The sequence below is a fragment of the Streptomyces sp. NPDC021356 genome, from assembly GCF_040641015.1.
Lineage (GTDB): Bacteria > Actinomycetota > Actinomycetes > Streptomycetales > Streptomycetaceae > Streptomyces.
The window spans coordinates 109,150-129,909 of sequence record NZ_JBFACU010000024.1 but is presented as its reverse complement, the minus strand read 5'-3'; the positions used below and the strand labels follow the sequence as shown (position 1 = coordinate 129,909).

At 69.2% G+C, this 20,760-nt stretch carries 17 protein-coding genes and 3 pseudogenes; all 20 read right to left on the bottom strand.

The genetic code is table 11. From position 1 onward, the window contains the following. Positions 1–439 precede the first annotated feature (439 nt). The gene (locus AB0G56_RS28795) at positions 440–2,905 is read right to left on the bottom strand and encodes a Helicase associated domain protein (RefSeq protein WP_360974537.1); all 2,466 of its coding nucleotides are present in this window, start codon (positions 2,903–2,905) and stop codon (positions 440–442) included. Positions 2,906–3,058: 153 nt separating this feature from the next. After that, complete coding sequence (locus AB0G56_RS28790) at positions 3,059–3,835, bottom strand: TatD family hydrolase (RefSeq protein WP_360974534.1); 777 nt, start codon at positions 3,833–3,835, stop codon at positions 3,059–3,061. Beyond that, the gene (locus AB0G56_RS28785) at positions 3,832–5,124 is read right to left on the bottom strand and encodes a hypothetical protein (RefSeq protein WP_360974531.1); all 1,293 of its coding nucleotides are present in this window, start codon (positions 5,122–5,124) and stop codon (positions 3,832–3,834) included. Before AB0G56_RS28785 ends, AB0G56_RS28790 begins: the two co-directional genes overlap by 4 nt. Continuing rightward, the gene (locus tag AB0G56_RS28780; RefSeq protein ID WP_360974528.1) at positions 5,124–5,900 is read right to left on the bottom strand and encodes a hypothetical protein; all 777 of its coding nucleotides are present in this window, start codon (positions 5,898–5,900) and stop codon (positions 5,124–5,126) included. Before AB0G56_RS28780 ends, AB0G56_RS28785 begins: the two co-directional genes overlap by 1 nt. Continuing rightward, on the bottom strand, positions 5,900–7,801 hold the full coding sequence (locus AB0G56_RS28775; RefSeq protein ID WP_360974525.1) for a P-loop NTPase fold protein: 1,902 nt from the start codon (positions 7,799–7,801) through the stop codon (positions 5,900–5,902). Before AB0G56_RS28775 ends, AB0G56_RS28780 begins: the two co-directional genes overlap by 1 nt. Before the next feature lie 260 nt (positions 7,802–8,061). Beyond that, a pseudogene (locus tag AB0G56_RS28770) lies at positions 8,062–8,268 on the bottom strand (transposase); the annotation flags it as partial. Between the two features lie 45 nt (positions 8,269–8,313). Further along, positions 8,314–8,558: pseudogene (locus AB0G56_RS28765) on the bottom strand (IMP dehydrogenase); the annotation flags it as partial. Positions 8,559–8,598: 40 nt separating this feature from the next. After that, on the bottom strand, positions 8,599–9,282 hold the full coding sequence (locus AB0G56_RS28760; RefSeq protein WP_360974522.1) for a hypothetical protein: 684 nt from the start codon (positions 9,280–9,282) through the stop codon (positions 8,599–8,601). 20 nt (positions 9,283–9,302) lie between these two features. Continuing rightward, positions 9,303–10,448 carry a hypothetical protein gene (locus AB0G56_RS28755; RefSeq protein WP_360974519.1) on the bottom strand — a complete coding sequence of 382 codons (1,146 nt, stop codon included), beginning with the start codon at positions 10,446–10,448 and terminating at the stop codon, positions 9,303–9,305. Next, positions 10,445–11,242 (bottom strand): hypothetical protein, encoded by a 798-nt coding sequence (locus tag AB0G56_RS28750; protein WP_360974516.1) that lies wholly within the window; start codon positions 11,240–11,242, stop codon positions 10,445–10,447. The genes AB0G56_RS28755 and AB0G56_RS28750 overlap by 4 nt, the downstream gene beginning before the upstream one ends. Further along, complete coding sequence (locus AB0G56_RS28745) at positions 11,239–12,702, bottom strand: hypothetical protein (protein ID WP_360974513.1); 1,464 nt, start codon at positions 12,700–12,702, stop codon at positions 11,239–11,241. The genes AB0G56_RS28750 and AB0G56_RS28745 overlap by 4 nt, the downstream gene beginning before the upstream one ends. Before the next feature lie 2 nt (positions 12,703–12,704). Further along, positions 12,705–13,538, bottom strand: a complete 834-nt coding sequence (locus AB0G56_RS28740) for an ATP-binding protein (protein WP_360974510.1) — start codon at positions 13,536–13,538, stop codon at positions 12,705–12,707. Further along, positions 13,532–14,356: an ATP-binding protein gene (locus AB0G56_RS28735; RefSeq protein WP_360974507.1), complete on the bottom strand. Its 825-nt coding sequence runs from the start codon at positions 14,354–14,356 to the stop codon at positions 13,532–13,534. Before AB0G56_RS28735 ends, AB0G56_RS28740 begins: the two co-directional genes overlap by 7 nt. Beyond that, entirely contained in the window at positions 14,353–15,993 is a 1,641-nt protein-coding gene (locus tag AB0G56_RS28730) for a Mu transposase C-terminal domain-containing protein (RefSeq protein ID WP_360974504.1), read from the bottom strand. The genes AB0G56_RS28735 and AB0G56_RS28730 overlap by 4 nt, the downstream gene beginning before the upstream one ends. Before the next feature lie 238 nt (positions 15,994–16,231). Beyond that, positions 16,232–17,020, bottom strand: a complete 789-nt coding sequence (locus tag AB0G56_RS28725) for a hypothetical protein (protein ID WP_360974501.1) — start codon at positions 17,018–17,020, stop codon at positions 16,232–16,234. Beyond that, on the bottom strand, positions 17,017–18,294 hold the full coding sequence (locus tag AB0G56_RS28720; protein ID WP_360974498.1) for a tyrosine-type recombinase/integrase: 1,278 nt from the start codon (positions 18,292–18,294) through the stop codon (positions 17,017–17,019). Before AB0G56_RS28720 ends, AB0G56_RS28725 begins: the two co-directional genes overlap by 4 nt. 10 nt (positions 18,295–18,304) lie before the next feature. Beyond that, entirely contained in the window at positions 18,305–18,598 is a 294-nt protein-coding gene (locus AB0G56_RS28715; RefSeq protein ID WP_360974495.1) for an RNase adapter RapZ, read from the bottom strand. A 215-nt stretch (positions 18,599–18,813) separates the two neighbouring features. Beyond that, entirely contained in the window at positions 18,814–19,314 is a 501-nt protein-coding gene (locus tag AB0G56_RS28710; protein ID WP_360974492.1) for a hypothetical protein, read from the bottom strand. Beyond that, complete coding sequence (locus tag AB0G56_RS28705; RefSeq protein ID WP_360974490.1) at positions 19,314–19,991, bottom strand: hypothetical protein; 678 nt, start codon at positions 19,989–19,991, stop codon at positions 19,314–19,316. The genes AB0G56_RS28710 and AB0G56_RS28705 overlap by 1 nt, the downstream gene beginning before the upstream one ends. Before the next feature lie 217 nt (positions 19,992–20,208). After that, positions 20,209–20,499 (bottom strand): annotated as a pseudogene (locus AB0G56_RS28700) (transposase); the annotation flags it as partial. Positions 20,500–20,760 lie beyond the last annotated feature (261 nt).

Here is a 20,760-nt window from a genome sequence, read left to right as displayed (position 1 = left end):
TCGAGAGCTACGAGGACAAACTCGAACTCGTCGCAAGTGGCAGGGCGATCGCCGTGCTACCGCGCGCTTCGCTCCGCGAAGACGACGCGCCGTCGCTACGCGACGGATACATCGCGATGCTCCGCATCGCTGATGCTGCGTCACTCCGTGACGCAGGCCGGCCGCTTCGCAGCCGGGCTCGTTCGCTCCGCGATCGAGCATGCGAGATCCCGCTCCGCGGTCTCTCTCAACGGAGTTCGCTTCGCGAACTCCTAGGGCTAGCTGCAGCGTTGGGGGCTGGCTTCGTTGGGGGTTTCAGAATCTTGAGTCCTGATGAGCTTCGAGGTTCCGGCCGCTCTCATGTCGAAGGTGTAGTCCCTCCGGATCTGGAGGGCTTCCCCCACCGATCTTCACGGTAGCATTTCCAGGGTGCTTCCTTAGCGGGGTCATAGGCAAAAAGTTACGGGATCTCTGAGTTTTCGGGGCGCTCCTCTTCGGCGGGGGCAGCGTCGGCTTCGCGGAGGATGCTCTGGATCAACTGGCTTCTATTGTCGGAGAGTTGGCCGTTCTTCTGGCTGGTGCGGATCTTGCAGAGCCAGGGACCGATCATGACACGTTCCCCGTCGACCTCGATCCCCTCACGGGCTCCAGGAGGACGGCCGTGCCGCTCGATGAAGGCGCGCAGCAGTGTGGCTGTCTGTTCGAAGGAACGGCGCTTTCTGTTCTGGGGAGTGCTGGGTGTAGCGGGGGCGGTGGTCTTCTTCGTCGCCAGGGTGATGCCGTCCGGGGTGAGGCCGATGCGGGCCAGGAGGTGGCGTTGGCCGTCGCTGAGGGTGCTCCAGGTGGCGAGTTGGCGCTGTAGCCAGGTGCCAGCCTTCACTCCGTCAATCACCGTGTTGCGACGCAGAGTTGTGGGGTCGTGTCCGGTCTGGATGTGGTGGGCCAGGAGGTGGTACTTGCGGTGCCAGTCGGGTCCGTACGGGAGGAGCCAGTCGGGGTCGAGGGCGGTGAGGCGGGTGTGGCGGGTTGTGGGGAGTCGACCTTTGCGGGCGAGGCCGCGCTGGTCGACGAGGAACTGGCCGCCGGGACTTTGGGCGGGGATGGCGAGGTGGCCGTGCTCGGTGTGGAAGGCCTCGATGAGGGTCATGTTGCCTTCGAAGGCGGCTTCGTTCTCGTCCCAGATCATGCCGAGCTCGTCGAGTTCGGTAATCCAGTCCGCAGTCAGGGTGCCGCGGCGGTGGGCGGCGCGCTGGCCGGCGATGAATGAGCCGAGGCGGTAGCCGTAGGTGTCTTCGTAGTTGGTCGGGACCTTCAGGTGGCCGTGTTCTGCGTGGTAGCGGGCGGCCGCCGCCAGGCCAGCGCGGCGGGGTGCGGAGAGCACTGCGCCGTCCGACGGCCAGGCCAGCAGGTCCATGGCGCGGGCGATCGTGCGTGGGTCGAGGGTGAAGTCGAAGCGGAACCGGCGGGCGAGGAGGCGCTGGGTGGTGTCGTCCAGGCGGTGCGCAGTGGCCTTGCGTGGGGTGCGCGCGGCGATCGTCTGGTCGTGGTGGCGTAGCGCGGCGGTGATCAGCCAGAGGGCCTCGAAGGGGGTGTTGAGGAGGTCGGTGGGGTCGGCCTCGGGTGGGATGTAGGCGGGGATGACCAGGCTCGCGGTCTTCACCTCGGTGGTGGGGGGTTTACGCAGGGCGCGGCCCAGGGCCTGGACGATCCGGCGCACGCTCTCGGTGCGGGAGGCGAACACGATCGCGTCCACGGCTGGCAAGTCGATTCCCTCGCCCAGGACTTGGGCGTTGGTGATTACTGCGCGGTCAGCGGTGGCGAAGTGGTCTAGGAGCCTGGCGCGCTGGTCGGGGGTGTGGTTGCCGTTGATCGAGGAAACGGACAAGGCGTGGGCCCAGGAGGGGCGCTGCTCGGGTGGGAGGGTGCGCAGGGTGTGGGCGAACTGGCGGGCGAAATCACTCGCGTCGGCGACCTGTTGGAAGTAGACGATCACGTGCTTGAGGTCGTGCTCGCGCATGGCTTTGAGGACGGCCAGGTGCAGGGCCGTCGTGCGGCGGGCGGTCGGGGCGAAACCGGTGTGCGCGCCATCAGGGTCGGTCAGGACGGTGCGCAGGTCGGTGTCGGTGATCGTGGGGACGAGGAGCTGGTAGTCGGCCAGCACGCCGTCCTCGATCGCAGCCGCGTGGGTGTAGGTGTGCAGGCGCGGGCCGAAGGTTTTGGGGTCGTCCATCGAGGCGATCAGGGACGGGGACTCCCAGGCGGGGACGGTAGAGGGGGTGCGCTTGGGACGCGGGCGGGTGTCCGGGGCCTCGGCCAGGTGGGGGGCTTCCCACTCGTACGGGGTCGCGGTCAGGTACAGGCGGCGCTCAGCGCGGATCCGGGAGGAGTCATGGACCATTGTCCACTCCTTGTCCCAACTGCCCGCGGTGCGGTGCGCCTCATCGATGACCGCGAGATCGAAGGCGGGGGCGGGGAAGATGGAGTGCTGGATTTCCTCGATCCGCGGGAGGGAGTCCAAGGTGACGAGCACTGTCGCCTGCTCGTTCTTCTTCGCACGCTGGGCCAGCCAGTACGCCAGGTACTCCCCCGATCCTGTACTGCTCGCTCCTGCTTCGGCGAGCACGGGGTGCTTGTCGGCGTTCAGTGACGACACCGCCATCAACGCCTCCCTCCGCCCGTCCGCGCGGGCCACGGCCGCCCACTGCGCGATCAAATTCCGGCTGGGTACCGTCACCAGCAGAAACCGGGCGTTCAGGGCCTCTGCCGTGCGCAGGGCGATCAGCGTCTTGCCCGTGCCGCACGCGGAGACCATGTGGCCACGCGAACCCGGCTTTCTCAGGCCGCGTACCCCGCTGTCCACCGCACGCTGCTGATCCGCGCGCAGCACCCGGCGGGCGGGAACGGGGGTGTTGGCTGCGAGTGCCATGAGCGCCGTGGCGGAATCGGGGGCAGAAGGAGTCACGGGCGACCTCGAGCTCGCGGCGGAAACGGGCACGCCTATCCTCCCGGATCGACCGGGCTGGCCTGGCGGAAACGGACCGATCGCGAGCTCCAGTGAGGGTGTGCTCTTGCGGCGGTGTCACCGTGGCGGGAGTGAGGCAAGGTGGGACCGTACCCGTCGGCTGAGCAGTGGTGCGCAGCGGGTGTCGCGCACGAGTGCGGCCAGGTTGTGCCACACGGTCTGGCGGATGTCTCTGGGTGTTGTTCGGTGGTGGCGTGCGAGGGTCTGCTCCACGGCGGTGACGTTGCCGGGCAGTGGCTGGGCGGAGCTGCGGTCGCCGAAGGGGTGGTCGGTCTCGGTCAGTACACGGTCGAGAGGAATGGTCTGCAGCAGAGCGGTCTTGCGTGCGGCGGAGGCGTTGACGGAGAAGTAGCAGCCCAGGCGGACGGCGCGGGCGGTCTGCTCCGGGTCTCCGAGCCACCAGTGGAGAACCATGCCGGGGGCCGGGGACCGTTCCAGTTCGTCCAGCACCTGCTCGCAGGCGGCGTAGCTGTGGATGCTGGCGATGCGCGGGGTTCGCGCCAGGACGTCGAGGACGTTGCGGAGGGTGATCTGTTGGTTCTCGAGCGGGACGCGGCTCTTGCCGTCGAGTCCGATCTCGCTGACCAGCGGGGTGTGGTCGATCAGTTGAGTGAAGGTGTTGGGGTCGAAGCCGGTGTGGCTGCGGGCGAGTCCGGGGTGGGCGCCGACTCCCCAGATGATCCGGTCATCGTGTCGCTGGACGGCTCGGGCGGCCTCGGTCAGGGAGCGGGTGGCGGCGAAGACGACGGCGCCCAGGCCGGTGAGGTCGTCGGCCGGGACGCTGGTGTCGATGTGTGCGTGCAGGTCCAGCGGTGGCAGTGCGCTCGTCCTCATGATGGGTACAGCAGCTCCAGTTCCGCGACGCCCCGCCGGCACAGCTCGTAGGCCTGGCGGGTGGGGTAGTCGGAGGGCAGGTTCAGGGTGGTGATGTCAGCTGGGCGCAGGCCGCGGGCGAGGAAGGTGCGCAGTGAGGGTTCGACCGACTTGTCGGCCAGGTAGGCGCTGAGGTGTGGGGCATGGCGAGTGTGGAGGTAATCGGTCGTGTCCTCGAGCTGGGCAGCGTGGAAGGAGGCGCGGCGCAGCAGGCAGCCGAAGCACACGCCGCAGTGCGTGCGTACGGGGATGCGGTGGGTGCGGTGTCCGGTGTGAGCGCAGGAGTGGGTGCTGCTGAGCAGCCGGGCGGCCGGGCCGGTGCCGACGAGTCCGGCGGCCAGGGTGAACATCTCGCCCTTGGTGCGGGCGGCGAAGGGGTTGTGGATGACGGCGTGGGCTCCGGCGTCGTGGGCGATGGCGGCCAGGTTCTGCAGGAAGAGGGGGTGGGTGGTGCGGGTGGACACGGCGCCGCGCTGGTCGGGGGTGAGCGGCACGTTGAGGGAGGCGAAGCCGTTCTCCGGGATCCACAGCGGCACCTTCTCCACCGCGGCGGTGGCCAGGCCCAGGGCGAGGAAGAGCAGGGAGCGGGTGCGGGTGGAGTACTCGTTGGGCAGTTTCGCCCCGGTGGGCTGATGGTTTTTGCGGGAGAACCGCAGTGGCTGGTGGGACTGCGGGGGACCATCGATGAGGTGGGCTATGTCGTCGGCGACGGCGCGTTGGATGGGGGCGAGGGTGGTGGCGCCGACGTGGGAGAGCAGCAGGTGCTGCTCTGGCCCGAGGTCGTGGCGGGAGTAGAGGGCGCCGACCGCCGAGTCGGCGCCGCCGCTGAGGAGGACGACGCGCCGTATTCCGTGGTGCGGGGTGTCGTGGATGGTTTCTTGTGGGGTGGCAGTGTGGTGGAAGCGGATCGACCAGCGGTCTCCGGAGAGGAAGCCCAGGAGGGTTTCGAGGCGTTCACGCACTGCGTCCCAGCGGGCCGGGGCGTAGACGGGTACGTCCAGTTCGAAGGTGCGTTGGGTCCAGTTGGAGCGGTTGGCGCGGCGGCGGGTGGTGCGGTCGGCGGCATAGACCAGCACGGCGAGGCGGACCAGTTCGATGTTGGGTTCGGGGACGGGGCCCAGTGCTCCCAGGCATGGTCCAAGGGTGGAGACGAAGGAGCCTCCTGGGCCGGGTGGCCACCAGAAGGTGGTAGTGCCGTCGGTATCAGGTCGGGAGGTGCCGGATTCCAGGCGCAGGGTGTAGGCGGGCATCAGGGCTCCATCCAGATGGACCGCATCGCCTCGATGCCTTCTTCGACGGCTCGGGTGATCTCGGTGGTGCTGGGGCCGGTAATCGTGAGGGGGGCTCGGTCGACCAGGGCGCGTGCGGTTTCGCGGATTTGGCGTTCGCCGTCGGCGGTGGCCCAGGCGGGGCGGGAGCCGTCGTTCATCTTCGAGGCGGCTTCGCTGAGGATCGCTTCGGAGATAGTCAGGGCCAGGGTTTCCCGGACGACTTCCTCGGGGTTGGGCGGTGTGCTGTCGGTGCCGGCCTCCAGGACCCATTGGGCCACTTCGCTGGCGACGAAGCGGCGTTCCTCGTCCTCGATGGTGCCGTCGGCGAGTGGCCCGCAGGCGGCCTCCACTATGCGACGGGTCCAATCGATCGGGTCGTCGGCTACGGCCTGCAGTTCCGCGTAGTCGAGGCCGAGTTCCTGCAGGGCCTGCTCGTTGCCGGTGCGGTAGGCGTAGGCCGCGGCTGCGGCGCGGCCGGCCGTTCGGGAGGACTGGGCGACGGTGCGCTGTGCCCCTCCCCCGGCGCGGCCTCCTGCGGTGCCGGCCGCTCCGCCCGCTCCGCCGCCGGGGCCGTCGGCGTGGCCGCTGGAGGGCCGGAACAGGCCGAGGGCTGGGGCGAGTCGGTCCGGAGTGAGCTGAGGGGCGGGTGTGCCGGGGCCGGAGCCTGCCAGGGCGTCGAGCCACTGGGTGATGTTGTGCTGCAGTTGTTTGCTGGCAGGTGTGCCGTTTCCGGTGTAGGAGCCCTTGGTGCCCATCAGAGGCGGCTTCCTGTGTCCAGAGCGTGCTCCAGGGTGCGCACGATCCGGGCCGGGTCGGCTGGGGCATGGGTCTTCCAGTGCTCCAGCACGCTGCGGAAGGCCGGGGAGCCGGCCGGGAGGGCCAGGATGGTGGCCGGCTCCAGTTCGCCGGCCGGGACGGACTGCAGGAGTCGGGTGGCCCGTTCGATGGTGGCCGGGTAGGCGGTGACGATACGGACCAGACCGCGCACGGCCGCGCTCTGTTCGGCCGGGCGGTCCCGGCCGGCCCGGCCGAGGTACTCGATCAGGCTCAGGGCGTCATCATCTCCGAGCGCTCTGATGTCGGCGTCGATCACCCGGTGTTGGTCGAAACGTGAGGTGGACAGCAGGTTGGCCGCGATGTCCCGCAGCCGGCCCGGCAGTCCGGCGTCAAGGAGCTGCTCGCCGGAGAACGCGGCCGCCAGGTAGAGGTAGGGGGCCAGGTCCACGGGGCCGAGACTCGGGGAGAGTTTGGCCCATCGGATCAGTTCGTCCTCGAAGGTGACCGGCTCGGTCTCGTCCTCGTCCGGCGCCGGGTTCTGCTCTCCTGTCGAGGGGGCATCGTCGGGCGAGGGGCCGGTGCCCTGGGCTGGCTGAGGTTCGGGGGCGGGACGGCCGGCGGCCGCTTCCAGTTTGGCCATCCGGGAGCGCAGTTCGCCGCGGGCCAGCCATCCCAGGACGGTGGTGAAGGCGTCGGGCAGGAGCTTCTCCAGCACCATGAGCTTGGCCACGATGTCCGCCTCGAGGAGGATGCCGCGGTGGCCGGCGACGGACTGACGTACCCGCAGGTCGTTGAGGAAGCGCTTGATGCGGCGGGGGCTGCCTTGGAGTTTCTCGTAGAGGATGGGCGTCATCCGTGAGGCAAAGGCCAGTTCGGCGGAGATGTCGTTGCCGTTCACGGTCGTGGCCAGGTCGTCCAGCAGTCCCTTCTCCCGGCGCAGGCGTACGCAGGCCGCGATGTAGGGGGCGAGTTCCTCGTCGGGCAGGCGCTGGCAGAGTTGCAGCAGGACGAGGAAGGCTTCGGTGTCGAAGCGGCTCAGGGTGGGCAGCGGCACTGTAGTCTGCACGATCTTGTGCAGGTAGAGGCTGGCGGGTTCCTCGAAGTACCGCTCACCTGCTGCCTGCTGTGTGCTGGCGGGGTCGGGAAAGCGGGCACGCAGGGCATCGGCCACCCGGTGCTCGTCGGCGGCGACGACGAACGCCATCTTCGGCACCGCCAGGAACAACCGGATGGTCTCGAGTGTGTCCACGACCGTTTCGGGCAGGCAGCGGTCGAGGTCGTCGACGAGGACGACGACGCGTTTGAGGTGGCTGAGCTCTGCGGACTCCATCAGCGTGCAGAACTCGCTGCGGAATTCCTCCAGTCCGCGGGATGGAGGGGCTGTGGCGTCGGCGTCCTGGCTGCTGGGTTCGATGTTGATCAGGCTGGTGAGGTCGTCGACGGAGGGCAGCTGCAGGGTCAGCGATGTCTTGGCCGCCACCTGCAGGGCCTTGGCCCAGTCGACCCGCCGGCGCAGCGTGATCAGCATCGCCCGGGCACGGCTGCGGATCTGTCCCGGCTGTTCTTTCCGGGCGAGTTCGGCGGCGACGGCGCTGAGTACCTCGCCGATCAGGGTTTCCTTGGCGCCGACACCGGGGTCGTAGCGCCACGGATCCGTGCTGATCACGAGAACGGTGGCGTCGGTCCTGGGCTGCGGGGCGAGCTCGTCCTCGATCAGTCGGAGCACCGTGGTCTTGCCGCTCCCCCAGGCACCCGAGACCCCGACGGTCACCGGGTCGAGGGCGTCGTCGAGTACGGCCTGGACCACGGTCTTGGCCACCGCGTCGAACGACAGAAGATCCAGGTGCGTCGGCTCGTCCGACCACAGCTGTGCAGACATGTTGCTCTTGCCCATCCCGCGGGCCTGCGACCTTTTCGTCTCAGGCGGTCCCCACACCAGCACTGTGCACCAGGGCTTTCCCGAATGTGCAGCGAACGCACACAATAACCCTCGTTTCATCCTCAACAACAGTGAGAGGAACCTTCGTTGCGGGCACCACTGGGCATCACGGCCTTCGGCCCGAGGGCGCAGTCATGGCCGACCGCCCTTCCGCTGCCCCGGTGCGAGCCCGGTACGGGCGGCGGAGCAGCAGGGCGGCCCAGGCCTTCCTTGAGCAGGTGAGCGTGGTAGAGGGCAGGATGAGCCTCGGCGATGAACTCCATCTGCCCGTACCGGCGTTCGGTGAGGTCTTCGGGGTTCTTCCACAGCGCGAGCCGGGCGTTCTTCCACGCCTTGGTCCCGGCAGTGGTCCAGCCCTTACCGCCCGGCTCGGTTTTCCATCCCGGCCGGTGCGTTTCAAAGGGAATCCGCCGGGGCCGGGTGCCCGGCCCCGGCGTGGGGGTGGTTCGGGCTCAGGGCGTGAGCAGGGTCTTGATGGCGCGCCACTCGTCCATCGCCTTGTAGCTCTCGGCGACCTGCTCCAGCGGCAGGGTGAGGTCGAAGACCTTGCCGGGGTTGATGCGGGCGGACAGGACGCGGTTGATCAGGTCGGGCAGGTAGCGGCGGACCGGGGCCGGGCCGCCGCGCAGGCCGACGTGGGAGAGAACAGCTCCTGGCCGTCGATCGCGGCCTCGTGCGGGATGCCGACGAAGCCGAGCCGCCCAGGCGAGTTGGCTGCCGACGTCCCGGGAAGCGGTTCAGGTCGTCATGAGGCGGTGGTAGTCCTCGATGCGCTGGACCAGGTCGTCTTCGGGGATGCGGGTGAAGGCGCTCATCCGGGCGGGGGTGAGGCCGCTGATCAGGCCGGTCAGCGCGAGTTCGTACAGGGCCTGGTCGATGCGGGCCCGGACGGCGCCGAGACTGACCAGGCCCAGCTCGGCGCCGTCCGCGGCCGGCATCGCCCCCTCGATGGCCAGGCCGGCCAGGTCACGCACCGCATCGGTGATCAGCCCGGTGACGAATTGCGCCTTGTCCAAGCCGGCGGCACCCGCCCAGGTGTGCTCGTAAGATGCCGGTCCGGCCGGGTCCGCGCCGGCGTGCTGCGCGCGGTACGCGGTGATGTACTGCCATACCCACTGGTAGGTCACCGGGCACCGGCTGGTGCGCAAGGTCAGCTCCCGGTACAGCTCGAACACCTCACGGCGCTGCTCGGGCGCCTTGGCTCGGTCTTCTTCCAGCAGTATCTCCAAGCACTGGCGGACCTCGGCGACCTCTTCCTCGTCGGCCGGGATGTCGAGCGTGATGGGCGGCACGGTCGTGAGCGCCTCCATGACCGTCCGGCGGCCCACGCCGTGGCGCTTGGCCAGGGCCTCGGGCAGCCTCTGGCCCGCCTGGTGGTCGCGGCGGATCGCGTCGAGGAGTTCGGGGTCCGGCTCGGTCATCGTCTGCTCCCTGATCTTTGTCAGTGGGTTGTCGGGGTGGAACGGCTCTTGCGTGTGTTGCCCGGCCGTGTGCGGGCTCCTCCGCGCCGCGGGCCGGGCGCCTCCATCTCGTGCAGTGCGCAGGCGCGGGCGGCTTCGCTCACAGCCTGCTGGTCCCAGCTACTCAGCCGCAGCGGCCCTTCGCTGCGGATCCGGTCCAGGTTTCCGAAGCAGCGCGCGGTCTCGAGGAGGCCTGCGGCCCACGCCGGTATCTGCGCCGTGCGGCCGGAGGGTGTCCGGGAGTTGGACGGTGGCGCGGTGGGGCCGGGCAGCTGGGTCTGCGGGCGGCCGGTGAGGACATGCAGGGCCAGTGCCGCGGCGTGGACGGGGTGGGCGATGCGCGCGTGCAGCCGGTGTGCGAGGAGCAGGGTGTGCTCGTCCGGCTCGGGTGTGAAGCGGCCGGGTGCGGGCAGCAGGAGCACGGTGCGGTCCAGGCGCTTCGAGGCCGCCTCGATATCGGCGCGGGACGTCTTGCGCCGCAGGGGCAGCAGGAAGCACGGCTCACCCGGGTGGGGCAGGAACTGCGCGGTGGCCTGCCACCACGCGAAGTGGCCGGCCGCGTACGGGTCGTACGGCCCGGCCACCGCCAGAACACGGCGGGCTGCGGCCAGGGTGTGCACTTGCTCGTGTGCCAGCGCCTGCAGGGCGGCGGCCAGGGCGGCCGGAACGGGGCCGTGGCACAGCAGGGTCAGGCACATGCCGGTCAACTCCCGCAGTGCGAGGAGGGATTCGAAGTGCCGGGGGCTGATGCGGTGGGCCCGGGTGACCACGACGTGGCCGATGCGCAGCGTGGATATCCAGGCGGCTACCGTGCGCCAGGCGATCTCGGCCTGTGCCGCCCAGCCGACGGCCTCTGGGCTCCCGTCCACCGGGAGGTGTTTGCCCACAGAGCGCAGCAGGTCGTGGGCGAGTGAGGCGGGAGCGCCGGCCACCGGGGTGGGGTGGACGGTGATCCGGCCGTGGGCGGGGGCGTGGGCGGCCAGGGCTGCGGCCATGAAGGCGTAGTCGTCGCCGCGATCGTGCACCACGGTGAGCGGGGGCAGGCCGGGGCGGGTGCGGCCCGGTGCCCATACCGGCCGCCACGGGCCGCTGTCCCGCTCCCCCTCGGCCGCCTCGCGCGGCGTCATCGTGATACCCCGTCCCCGGACAGTGCCGTACCGGCTGCCGGAGCACCGGCGTCGGCGTCCGGGCCGGTGGCGGACAGCGGGCGTGCGGCCAGGCCGAGGGCGAACAGCACATCCGGGTGCGGGGCCGGCCCGCCGCCGTCGGGGACGAGCAGCCCGCGTGCGGCCAGGCGCGGGATCTGCCCGGCAGGCACAGCGAGAGAAAGACCGTAGACAGCTGTGTGCAGCAGGCATGTCAGAGCGGCGGCCTCGCCCGGGCTGAGGCTGGCGGCGGTGTGACCGCCCTCGTGCAGGTTCTGCTCCTGTTCGACAGTGAGCAGTCCGGGCTGTACGGCCAGATGGAGGGTGGTGTCGGTGTGGACGAGCCGGTGCGGGCCCGCCTGCTTCTCGAGCTGGGCGGACAGGGTCTTCGCGGCACGCCGCAGTTGGTGCGCCGGCCACTGCAGGGCCGAGGCCGCATCGTCGGGGTGCAACGGGCCGGTCTGAAGCAGGGCCGCGTGCAGCACGGTGGCATGCTCGGCTGCCCCCGGGCCAGATCGTGGGCAGCGTCGCGGGCGCTGGTGCCCCGCATCGCGCAGCAGCGACTCGGGGGATGTGTCAAGGGAGCGGGCCAGGGCGAACAGGGCCGCTGCGGACAGGGTGTGCGGACTCAGCCGCCTGCCCCAGTCTGCGACGGGGATGCCGCACAGTGCGGCCAGGTCCTCGTCGGTGAGATGGCGCTCCCGGGCGCGCTTGCGGACGAGGGTCAGATCGAAGCCGGTCATGTCCCGCTCGCCGGAGGCCAGTGGGCTGCTCATGGGCGCACCGGCCCAAGGCGCGGCAGGACGTGAGGGGCGGGCGGGGCGGGAGTGTGCAGGTGCCAGGCGCGGGCGGCTGTGTGCCAGTCGCCGCAGGTGTGCGGGTGGTCCAGGGCGGGAACGGGCAGGCCCGCATCGGCGATCAGGGCCTGAAGGCGGGGCGTGGTGCCGAAGCAGTTCGCGAACAGGCCGTGCGCGGGCGCGGTGCGCGGGGTGCGGCGGCGGAATTCGAGCGCCGCGGCGAGCAGCGGGCGAGCGCGGGGCGGGATCGCGTACAGGTGCCGCGGGGCGGGCGGGGCGCCGATGTTTACTCGTCCGTCACGGTCAATGGCGATGTGCGTGGCCTGATCGCCGACGCTGGTGATCTGCGTCATCGCCAGCAGCGGCGTGGCGGTGCCGGTACACAGCAGAGCCGCGATCGCGGCGGCGCGCAGTGGGCTGGGCAGGCGCGTGGTGATCGTGTGCACGGTGCGCCCGGTCAGCGGCACAGTGGCGATCCCGGGCCCCGCGCAGTGATTGAGATCGTCGGGCACGTTCAGCAACACCGCGCAGGTCAGCAGGCCGGCCTGGGCACCGCGCACCCGGGCCACGGTGTGCTGCGGGCTGGGGCTTAAGACCGTCAGCCGGGACAGGAACAGCCGCAGCGCCTCCGTCTCGCGCAGACCGAATGCGGTCGGCTCGGTGAACTCGGCCGGGCGGTCGGCCTCTTCGGCGCCGCCGCTGCCGGTGGGCGGCTTCAACGGCAGGGTGCGGGCCCACCAGGTGCGGGCGGCGGCGTAGCCGGCACGGTACTGGGCATCCGTGCGCGTGAAGTCGGCCCCGTTCTGACGGCGCCAGCACTGGGCCCGGAAGGCAGCAACTGAAGCGCGCGGTACGGCGGGCAGGAGCTGTGCGTGATCGGGCGGAGGAGGGCCGGTGCGCCGCCCGGCGGCGGCCGGGCCGATCGCGCCGAGGATCGCCGCCGTGCCCTTCACGTGCACGACGTCCGTCAGGTTGGCGGCGGCCAGTTGCTCCGTCAGGCGCCGGACGTCGGCCGGCTGAGGGGTATGGGCGAGCAGGGTGAGGCGGATGCCGGTCTCGGCGCGCCAGGCGGCCAGGCGGCGCAACCGCTCGACGGTGAGACGGTGGGCGCGCAGCACAATCACCTCCCGTACGCCGGTGACCAGGCTCCAGCAGGTCACCGCCCGCCAGGCCGGGTCGGTGGACATCCGCTCCGCTCCCTCGCGGGAGAACCCGAGGCGGCCCATCGCGCGCAGCACGTCCAGCGCGAGGTAGGCGGGGCTGGTGGTGTGAGGGGTGGGGTCGGCAGTGATCCGGCCGCGGGATGCATCCGCCCACCGGCAGGCGGCCTGGTGCACCGTGCGGTCGTCGTCGGCGTCCAGGAGCAGTCGCACCGGCCCTGCCGCCGATGCTGTGGCGGCGCCCGGCGTGGGAAGAACAGCGGGCGGGGACATCGTCATGGTCACCGTCCGCCGTCGATCCGGTCGGCCACCGTCTGCAGCAGCCGCCCATCGGGCACGGCGGCCCGGGCGCGTGCCAGAGCCTGCCGGGTGTGATGGGTGATCACGACCCAGCGGCGCAGCGCACCGCCGGCCAGCCGGGCGTCTAGCTCCATCAGGTCGCCGGGATCGACGCCCTGCCACACCGGGTGCAGCGCGGGCACCGCTACCGGGACCTGATCACGGGTCAGCGGCTGAAGATGCAGCCAGCCGGCGGTGCGGGTGGCGAGCATCCGCTGGGCGCGCAGGCGCCGCTCGCCGCGGCGGGCGGCGATGAGGACCACGCACAGCCCGCCCGCGACACCGTCGTGCAGGAAACGCAGGTACTCCATGCAGGACGCCGACAGCCGGTGGGCGTCCTCGACCACGACGATCCGCGGCCGGACGGCCAGCGCGTGGCGGATCAGCGTGTCCGCGGCCCCCGGATCAGCTGGCGCCCCACCGGGCAGCCGAAGTGCCCGGTGCAGAGCCACGCGCAGGTCCGCCGGCGCCGGCTGCGCCCGCAGCTCGAGCGGCAGCAGGTCGCCGAGACGGCGGCCGACCACATGGACGGCGAAGGTCTTACCGATACCGACGTCACCCAGCACGCACACAAACCGGCGCTCGGAGGCGGCGTCGGCGAGCGCGGCGCCCACGGCGAGCATGCCGGGGGTCAGCAGCGTGCGCATCTGCTCAAGGCGCAGGAAATGCAGGCCGGATGAGTCAGCATCGTCGTCCAGGGCGGCGAACGGACCGGCCGCGGCCGCCTCGCCCCACACCGCCCGCGCAGAAGGCCCGGTGGACTCGGTGGTCAGCATCGGCCCAGCGCCCACTCCACGACCGTCTCGTCGACCGTGCTGGCTCCCAGGTGCTCCATGCCCTTCAGGACATGCTTGGTGACCTTGACCCACTCACGGAACGAGCCGAGCGCGTACTGGGTGTCGATCCGCTTGAGCAGCGCCTCGTCCACGCCGCGCCACACGGGATGGGAGTCGGGCACCGTCTTGAGGATCTCGTCCTCGGTCATCGCGAGGATCTCCAGGCGGATGTAGATCCGGGAAGCGAGCGCCGGGTCGCTCTGCAGCGTCTCGTAGGCCTCACGGCCGCCGACGAACACGATGGCGGGCTGGGGATCGCAGTTGTCCCACAATTTGCGCAGGAATTCGAAATTCTCCCGCCGGTACTGCTGCGCTTCATCGCACACGATCACATACGGGCGGCGCGGCAGGTTCTCGCGCAGCAGCTTGTCGAACGCGGTCGGAGTACCGGGCATCTTGCAGTTGAGCCGCATCTGGTGGAACAGCTCCTCGCGCAGGTCCTTCGGCCCGGGGCGGGAGCGGGCGAAGTCGAGCGGAAGGATCAGGTCGGGGTTCATCTCCTGGATCGTGGCCCGGGTGGAGAAGCTCTTGCCGAGTCCCGGGTCGCCGTAGATCACGGACATGGCCCTGGACTCGATGGTGTCGATGACGGTGTCCTTGATCTGCAGCAGGGTGTCCGTGGCGACCAGCGTGGAGTCCTTCAGGCCGAGGAAGTGCTGCGGGCGCAGGTCGGGGCGGCGCCGCGATATCTCGCTCTCGGCCGCGGCAGCCGACTGGCGGCGCTGACCAAGGTGCTTGAGCTTGGAGGCAGTTGTCACGAGGCGTCATCCTTGGATGCAGTGTCGATGAATGTGGTGTCGGCGAGGCCTTGTCCGGGGCGTTTCCACGCAGCCGGGACAGGGGTCAGGGGCCGGTACGGCTGGGTGCGGCGACGCGGCGCGGCGGGCGCCTTCGTGCCGTCGAGTTCGGCACGGGCCTCGGCCTCGGTCATGCGCAGGGCACGGACGGGCAGTTCGGGCCGGGTGGACGGCAGGTGGCGTTCCCGTTTGCGCTCCGCGGAGCGCTGCAGGGCCGCGCGCAGCTGACTGCTGTGCTCGTCGCGCTGAAGGAGTACCTTGGCGCGCAGCTCCTCACCGGCTTCGTTACTGAGGAAGGCCCGGCCCAGGTAGCGGTTGCCGCGGACGGTGTACAGGTCGATCTCGTGGGCGTGGTGCGGCATCCACCGCACACGGACTTCCAGTCCGAGGCGACCCACCCCGTTCTCGGGCATGTAGCAGCGGCGGTTGAACTCCACCCCGTGACTGGTGATCTTGTGGACCTTGTGGTCGCTCTCCAGCATGAAGGCGCGCAGCTCGGACGCGCTCGGCTCGGTCCGGATCTCGGCGGGATCCGCCTGCCAGGCCTCAAGCGGCGTCATCCCCGTGCGCTGGATGACGTGCTCGGTGTTGTGCTGGTGGACCCACTGGCCCAGCAGGCGCACGAACGCCTCGAAGGTCAGCGGCGGGTCCTGGTCTCCGACGCGGCGGCGGTGATCGAACCGCGGCGCCTTCGTGTAACGGGGCAGATCGGCAAAGAACCGCGTCATGCTCGTCAGATTCAACCGCTCGACACCGCCCTTGTGCCGGGCACTGCGCACCCGGTGCACCGGCACGCCGAGAAGCCCGAAAGCACGCAGGACAGTCTTGGACAGGAAGTCCGCACCGCCGTCGACACGCACCAGGCGCGGCAGCCCACCGGCCGGACCGTAAGGCGCCTCGCGCAGGACGGAGGCACGTACGGCCGCGAGGACCGAGCCGCGGTGCGCGGAGCCGGCGGTGACCGCCCAGCCCATCACATGGCCCGTGCCGCGGTCCTCGAACCACGTCACCCACACCCTCGACGGCTTCTTGTCCGGCATCATCACCACCGTCTCGGCCTGCTTGTGATCCCCCTCCCACACCTCGTTCCGCGCCACCTGCGGCCGCTGAAAACACGGATCGAACCCGCGGGCCGCCGGAATCCCCTCGCGCAGGCCTGCCATGAAACCCGGATCGAGATCACGGGCGATCGCATCATGCAGCGTCGTCAAACCGACCGGCTTCTGGCCGGCCTTCTTCGCGACACGCACCAAATGCTCGTGAGCGCGTTTCACGTTGCCCTGGTAATCGGCGAGGACCTCGATCACCTCATCGGTGATCGTGAACCGGCGTTGCTCCAGCTTCTCCACACTGCCCGTCCGCTCCGCCTGCGCGAGCCAGACCCACACCGTCCGCTTATGCACCCCCACCGCCTCGGCGACCAGCCGTACATGCGCCGTCGTCAACTCCCCCGCCCCACGCAGCCGCAGCAACTCGCGTACCGCGGCGGGACGCAGCTCGTCCCGATGCCGCCCCAGACCGTCATCCCCGGCCCCAGAAACATCGCCGCCCGCCATCACCGGAACCGACACCGAGGCCACGAGCGGACCGGTATCCAAGCAGTGATCACAGCGCCAGCCTCCTGGACGTCAACTACAGCTCCCACCAAGGGACGTTCACGCAAACGCCCGTGACAGGCGCGACGAATGAGACGCTAAAGCCGACACCCCGACACGCGTCCCTTCGATCGCTTGGACGAGTGACAGCGGCCCCGTTTCACCTCCGCCCCACACCCTCATGCGCTACAGAGCACATCCCGGAGGAGGCACGAGAAACACAGCACCGACCGATCCGGACTCACACCACCACCGAATCCGAAACATCACCACCAAGATCAACCAACCGAAATGCTGACCGACCAGCACGAACACCAGCCCGCATCAGTGACGCGGAAACCCGAACACCCCAGTGGCGCCTTCCCCGAACCTCACATCCGACGGCCCGCAGATAGAAGACGTCCTCGGCAGTGAGCTGAGCGAGATCCCGGCCCGTGTGCAGAATCATCGATGAGATGACGCGCAGGCCTTCGTCGATGTGGCGGGGCGTCATGCCGATCTCGGCGCCGAAGTCGCGCATCCGATCCAGCTGCCCGGCGGGGAACATCTGCTGGACATCCTTGAAGAGCCGCATCGCCTTGTAGCCGCGCAAGAAGACGTAGCGCGGAAGAACCACCCGGCTGATGAGCAGGCTATTGAGTCCCATCATGAGCTCGTTGCGCCTGGACTCCGCGCAACGTGGATCGTCCTCGTTCAGCGCGAGGATCAGCTCTTTGCCCTGGTCCGCTCCGGCTGCCAGCCATCGGCTCTGCCACCCGTCTGCGGGGAAGGTCAGCAGCCAGTCGAGGATCTTGCCTGCCCCCGCGAGCCGAACCGTTCCGGGCCACAGGCCGCGGCTGTACGTTCTCTGCGGCCAGAGCCGCGAGGCCGGCAGCAGGGCCAGGACCTCGTCTCGGGTGAGGTGGTCGTGCGGGCCGACGCGGTCCTTGTCCGCCTTGAGGTCGTGCTCGATGAACAACGGCTTCGCCGGCGCGGGGCCAGTTCCGGCCCGGCGAACGGAGTTGGCGCGGCGGCTTCCTTGTCGCGTCATGCCTGGCTACCTCCGAACAGCACGGCCAGGTCACTTGCCTCGTAACCGGTCGCGACGGCGGGCGGCGCGGGGTTCTTCGCGCGTTCCTCACGGTCGGCGAGATACTCCTGAACCCGGGCGATGACCTGCTCTTCTTCCTCGACGAGATACACGTCGGCGGTGGTGCTGAGGTTGGCGTGACCAAGGATGGTCTGCACGTCCCGCAGCGACAGCCGCTTATCCCGGGACATCCGCAGCGCGGCGGTGTGCCGCAGGTCGTGCATCGACCAGTTCGTGCCCAGCAGGGCGTTGGCCCGGCGGAACACTGCGCGCAAGGCCTCGTAGTTCAGCGGCTGGTAGGCCAGTCCTTCGCCATGATCGCGACGCCGGAGTGTCCACCACAGCGGGGTCTGCGGGTCCAGCGGCGGCCCCTCGCTCTGGTAGAGCCGGAGCCAGATGAAGGCCTCTGGGCTGGAGGGCAGCCACTGTTCGGCCTGGGTGCCCTTGCGCTCGACCCTCACCATCTGGTCGCCCCAGTCCACATCGACGCCGCGAACCCCCAGGAGTTCCGAGGCGCGGGCTCCATTGCTGATGCCCAGCGAGAGGATGGCCCGGTCCCGGTTGGATCGCAGGGCCATGAACAGCTCGTTCCACCGCTCGTCCGGCATCTGCCGCGGTCGGCGGCGCGGGACCCTGGGGTTGTAGCGCAGCCTGCCCTCGCTCCCATAGGGATCCAGCGGATTGTGGTGGGCATGTGGACGTCGCCTGGCGCTTCGTGCCAGCGGCACCGGGTTGACCAGCGGACCAGCGCCTGACTCGATCCAGAACTCATAGAAGCTGCGCAGCACGGCATTGCTGTGCCGGATGGTCCGCGGCTTGTAGAGATCGTCCAGGTAAGGCTTCTTCGTGATGGTGTTCGTGGTCCCCACGGTCGCTGCCGAGTGTGTACGCGCGGACGTGCGCGGTTTGGTCGCGGCACGCAGCCACAGCACGAAGTCACGGACTTCGGCTGAGGTCGCCTGGTCCCACTCGACTTGGATCACTCGCAGCCACCGCCACCAGCGCAGCAGGTCGAAGGCATAGCTGCGGACACTGCCCGGCCGGTTGTCCCGAGCGACGAAGTCGATCAGGAATCTGCGAACCGGCTGCACCGCTCTTCCCTCCTCATCGAAGACCAGCCAGGGCACCACCCCGCTTCCCTTGGCCACCCGCCCCCAACGCGGCAGGCGGATCGACTGGATCTCACGTGATGTCGCGTCCAACGTCGTTGCGCCCTTCGTCGTTCCGATGCGCAACGTGTATCGGCTAGACCAGGCGGGTGACGCAAACCGCTCCGGCGAGTCGTCCCGTAGTCCGGTCAACACCTCGGTGCCGGCCTCCCTGGCACGCCACGGTGAGACGGACCAGGCGGCCCCGGGGTACCTCGTCGGCCAGGGCGCGGAGCTGGGCGGCGGTCCGGGCGACGACCTCGCGGGCGCCGGGGGTGGCCAGGACGTGTGCGTACACCTCGGCGTCCAGGCCGGTCATAGAGCGCAGGGCCGGGTCATCGGCCGGGTTGCGCAGCGCCCGCCGCAGGTCGAGGTACAGACCGTCGGTCACGAGATGTTCAGCCAGCCGGCCCAGGCAGCCCCGTAGCGGTCATCCCGAGTGATGGTCTCGCCGACGTCAAACACAACGGTTTCGATCACCGGGCGAGCCTACGACGTCTTCGCGGTTCGAGACGGCGTGGCCGGTCGCCTCGTCCTCCTGGCAAAGCCCCACCGGGGGCACCCAGCGGGGCTCTGCCACTGCCCTCATAGGGAACTGCTGCGCCCCTACTGGCCCACGGTGAGCGACCAACGGACAGAGGAGGGAGCCGTCACGTAGACAACGCCCTGATCTCTGGACTTCTTGAGTTTCAGTTCGTTGTATGTACTACTGACCTCGCCGGCCACGCATTCCAGTGGGAAACTGAGTCGCATGGGCCGAACTTCGACCGTCAGCGTGCCCTTCCCCTGGCAGTTCACCATCACGGACAGGGGCTGAGCGGCGATGTGTCCCAGCTCGATTTCCCGGTTGCCCTTGACAGAAGCCACCTGGGCCAGCGGCACCCCCGACGGCAGCTTAGGGGCCTTAGTAACATTTTCCCCCGGGATGTGCTCGGCCCTGTCAGAGCGCTGCCCCGGCGTAGCGGACGTCGTTGTGGCAGGCACGGTGGTTCTGCTGGGACTGGTCGCCTGATCGCTCCCAGAACAGCCATTGAGCGAGAAACCACCCAGCACAACGCAGATGGCAAGCGTGCTTGAGCGCTTGGTCAGTCGGGCGGCTGCGGGCATCAGCTCTCCCAGATGTACCAGCCGACCCTGTAGGGGCTGTAGCTGGTGATGGTCTTGTGGGCGCTGTTCTGGCAGTTGCTGTAGATGTAGTAGCTGACGCCTGTGTGCTTCAGCCGGTAGACGCCGTACTTGGCGTTCGTCGTCCTTTTGGCCGGTGTGTCCACACTGATGGTGTTACCCATCTTCGCAGTGAGCTTCGCAGACAGGTTCACGTCGAACTTGCCTTCGATCTTGACCAGCAGCGTGTCGCGGCTCACCTGCAAGCCGGCCGAGACGCTCATTCCGACTTCACCGGTTACTTCTGAGGTGAAGGTCGATCTGGCGGTTCGGGAGGATCCGTTGTAATTGGAGTTCACGGGGCCAACCCCCCGGTGATACTTGCCGCCCTGAGCCGACGGCTTGTAGTAGCCGTGCCCGGGACCGCAGTACTCGCTGTTCGGCCAGTCCTTCGGAGGCGGCGGAGTGTAGGTGGGCTCATCCGGCATTCCGTTCCCCTCGTCGGGAATGTCGGTCACGTCCTCTTCGGGTTCCGTCGGCGGAGCAGTGTTGACCACCGTATCGTCGTCCACCGGCGTTGGATCCGCGTTTTGAACCGCGGCAGCTGATCCGGCCATGCCCACGCACAGGAGGAACGCTGCTGCGGAGGTAGCCAGGTGTCGGTTTGCTCGGATGCCCACAAGACATCCTCTCTGTTTGAACCGCCCCCCCTGGGCGGTCGAACTCTTGGAGGTTATGTGTAGGTCATGGGCATGCAAAGGGCATCTTTGGTCTTCTGAGCATAACTTGAGCTTCGTTTGTACCAGTACCCCACATTTTCAGACACGCAGAAATGCCCCGTCGCCTGCCACTCGGCAGGCGACGGGGCATCAAGAGGAACGCAGACGCCGGTGGTCAAGCGACGGTCAGCTCCGCCTGCAGCCACTGCAGCGTGACCGGGTCCAGGGCGAAGACGTCCAGCCGGCTGGTGTCCATCAGCAGGTACTCGCCCGGCCGGGTTGGCCGCAGCTTCCCGTAGACCCCGCCGGGCCGAGAGGCGATGTCCCGGTTCCGCTTCGTGCTCAGCCGGAACGTCGGATGACGCCACTCCAGATCCTCCAGGAGTCGGTAAGCCGTCGCCTGGCTGGGCAGGTCCTCCTCGTCAAATCCCCTGGCCAGCAGCCGAGCCCGGGTCCCCTGGATGACCAGGCCCGAGGAGTACGGCCGGGGCTTCTACTCCTGATCGGCGGATAGCTAGTTCGGGAAGATCGCGTACATGGATGGCCGCTGACCCGGCAGGTTGCTGACCCGCCCGTTTCTTGCGGAGCCCCCGTGGCTTCCCCGGGCTTCCCCTGATGTGCTGCCGTAACGGGCATGCAGCGGGCACGCTCAATCGTCGGCCTCTGGCCTTCTTGGCTTTGAGGAAGGGTCGATCGGATGGACCACACCATCGCCAGGAAGCCCAACCCG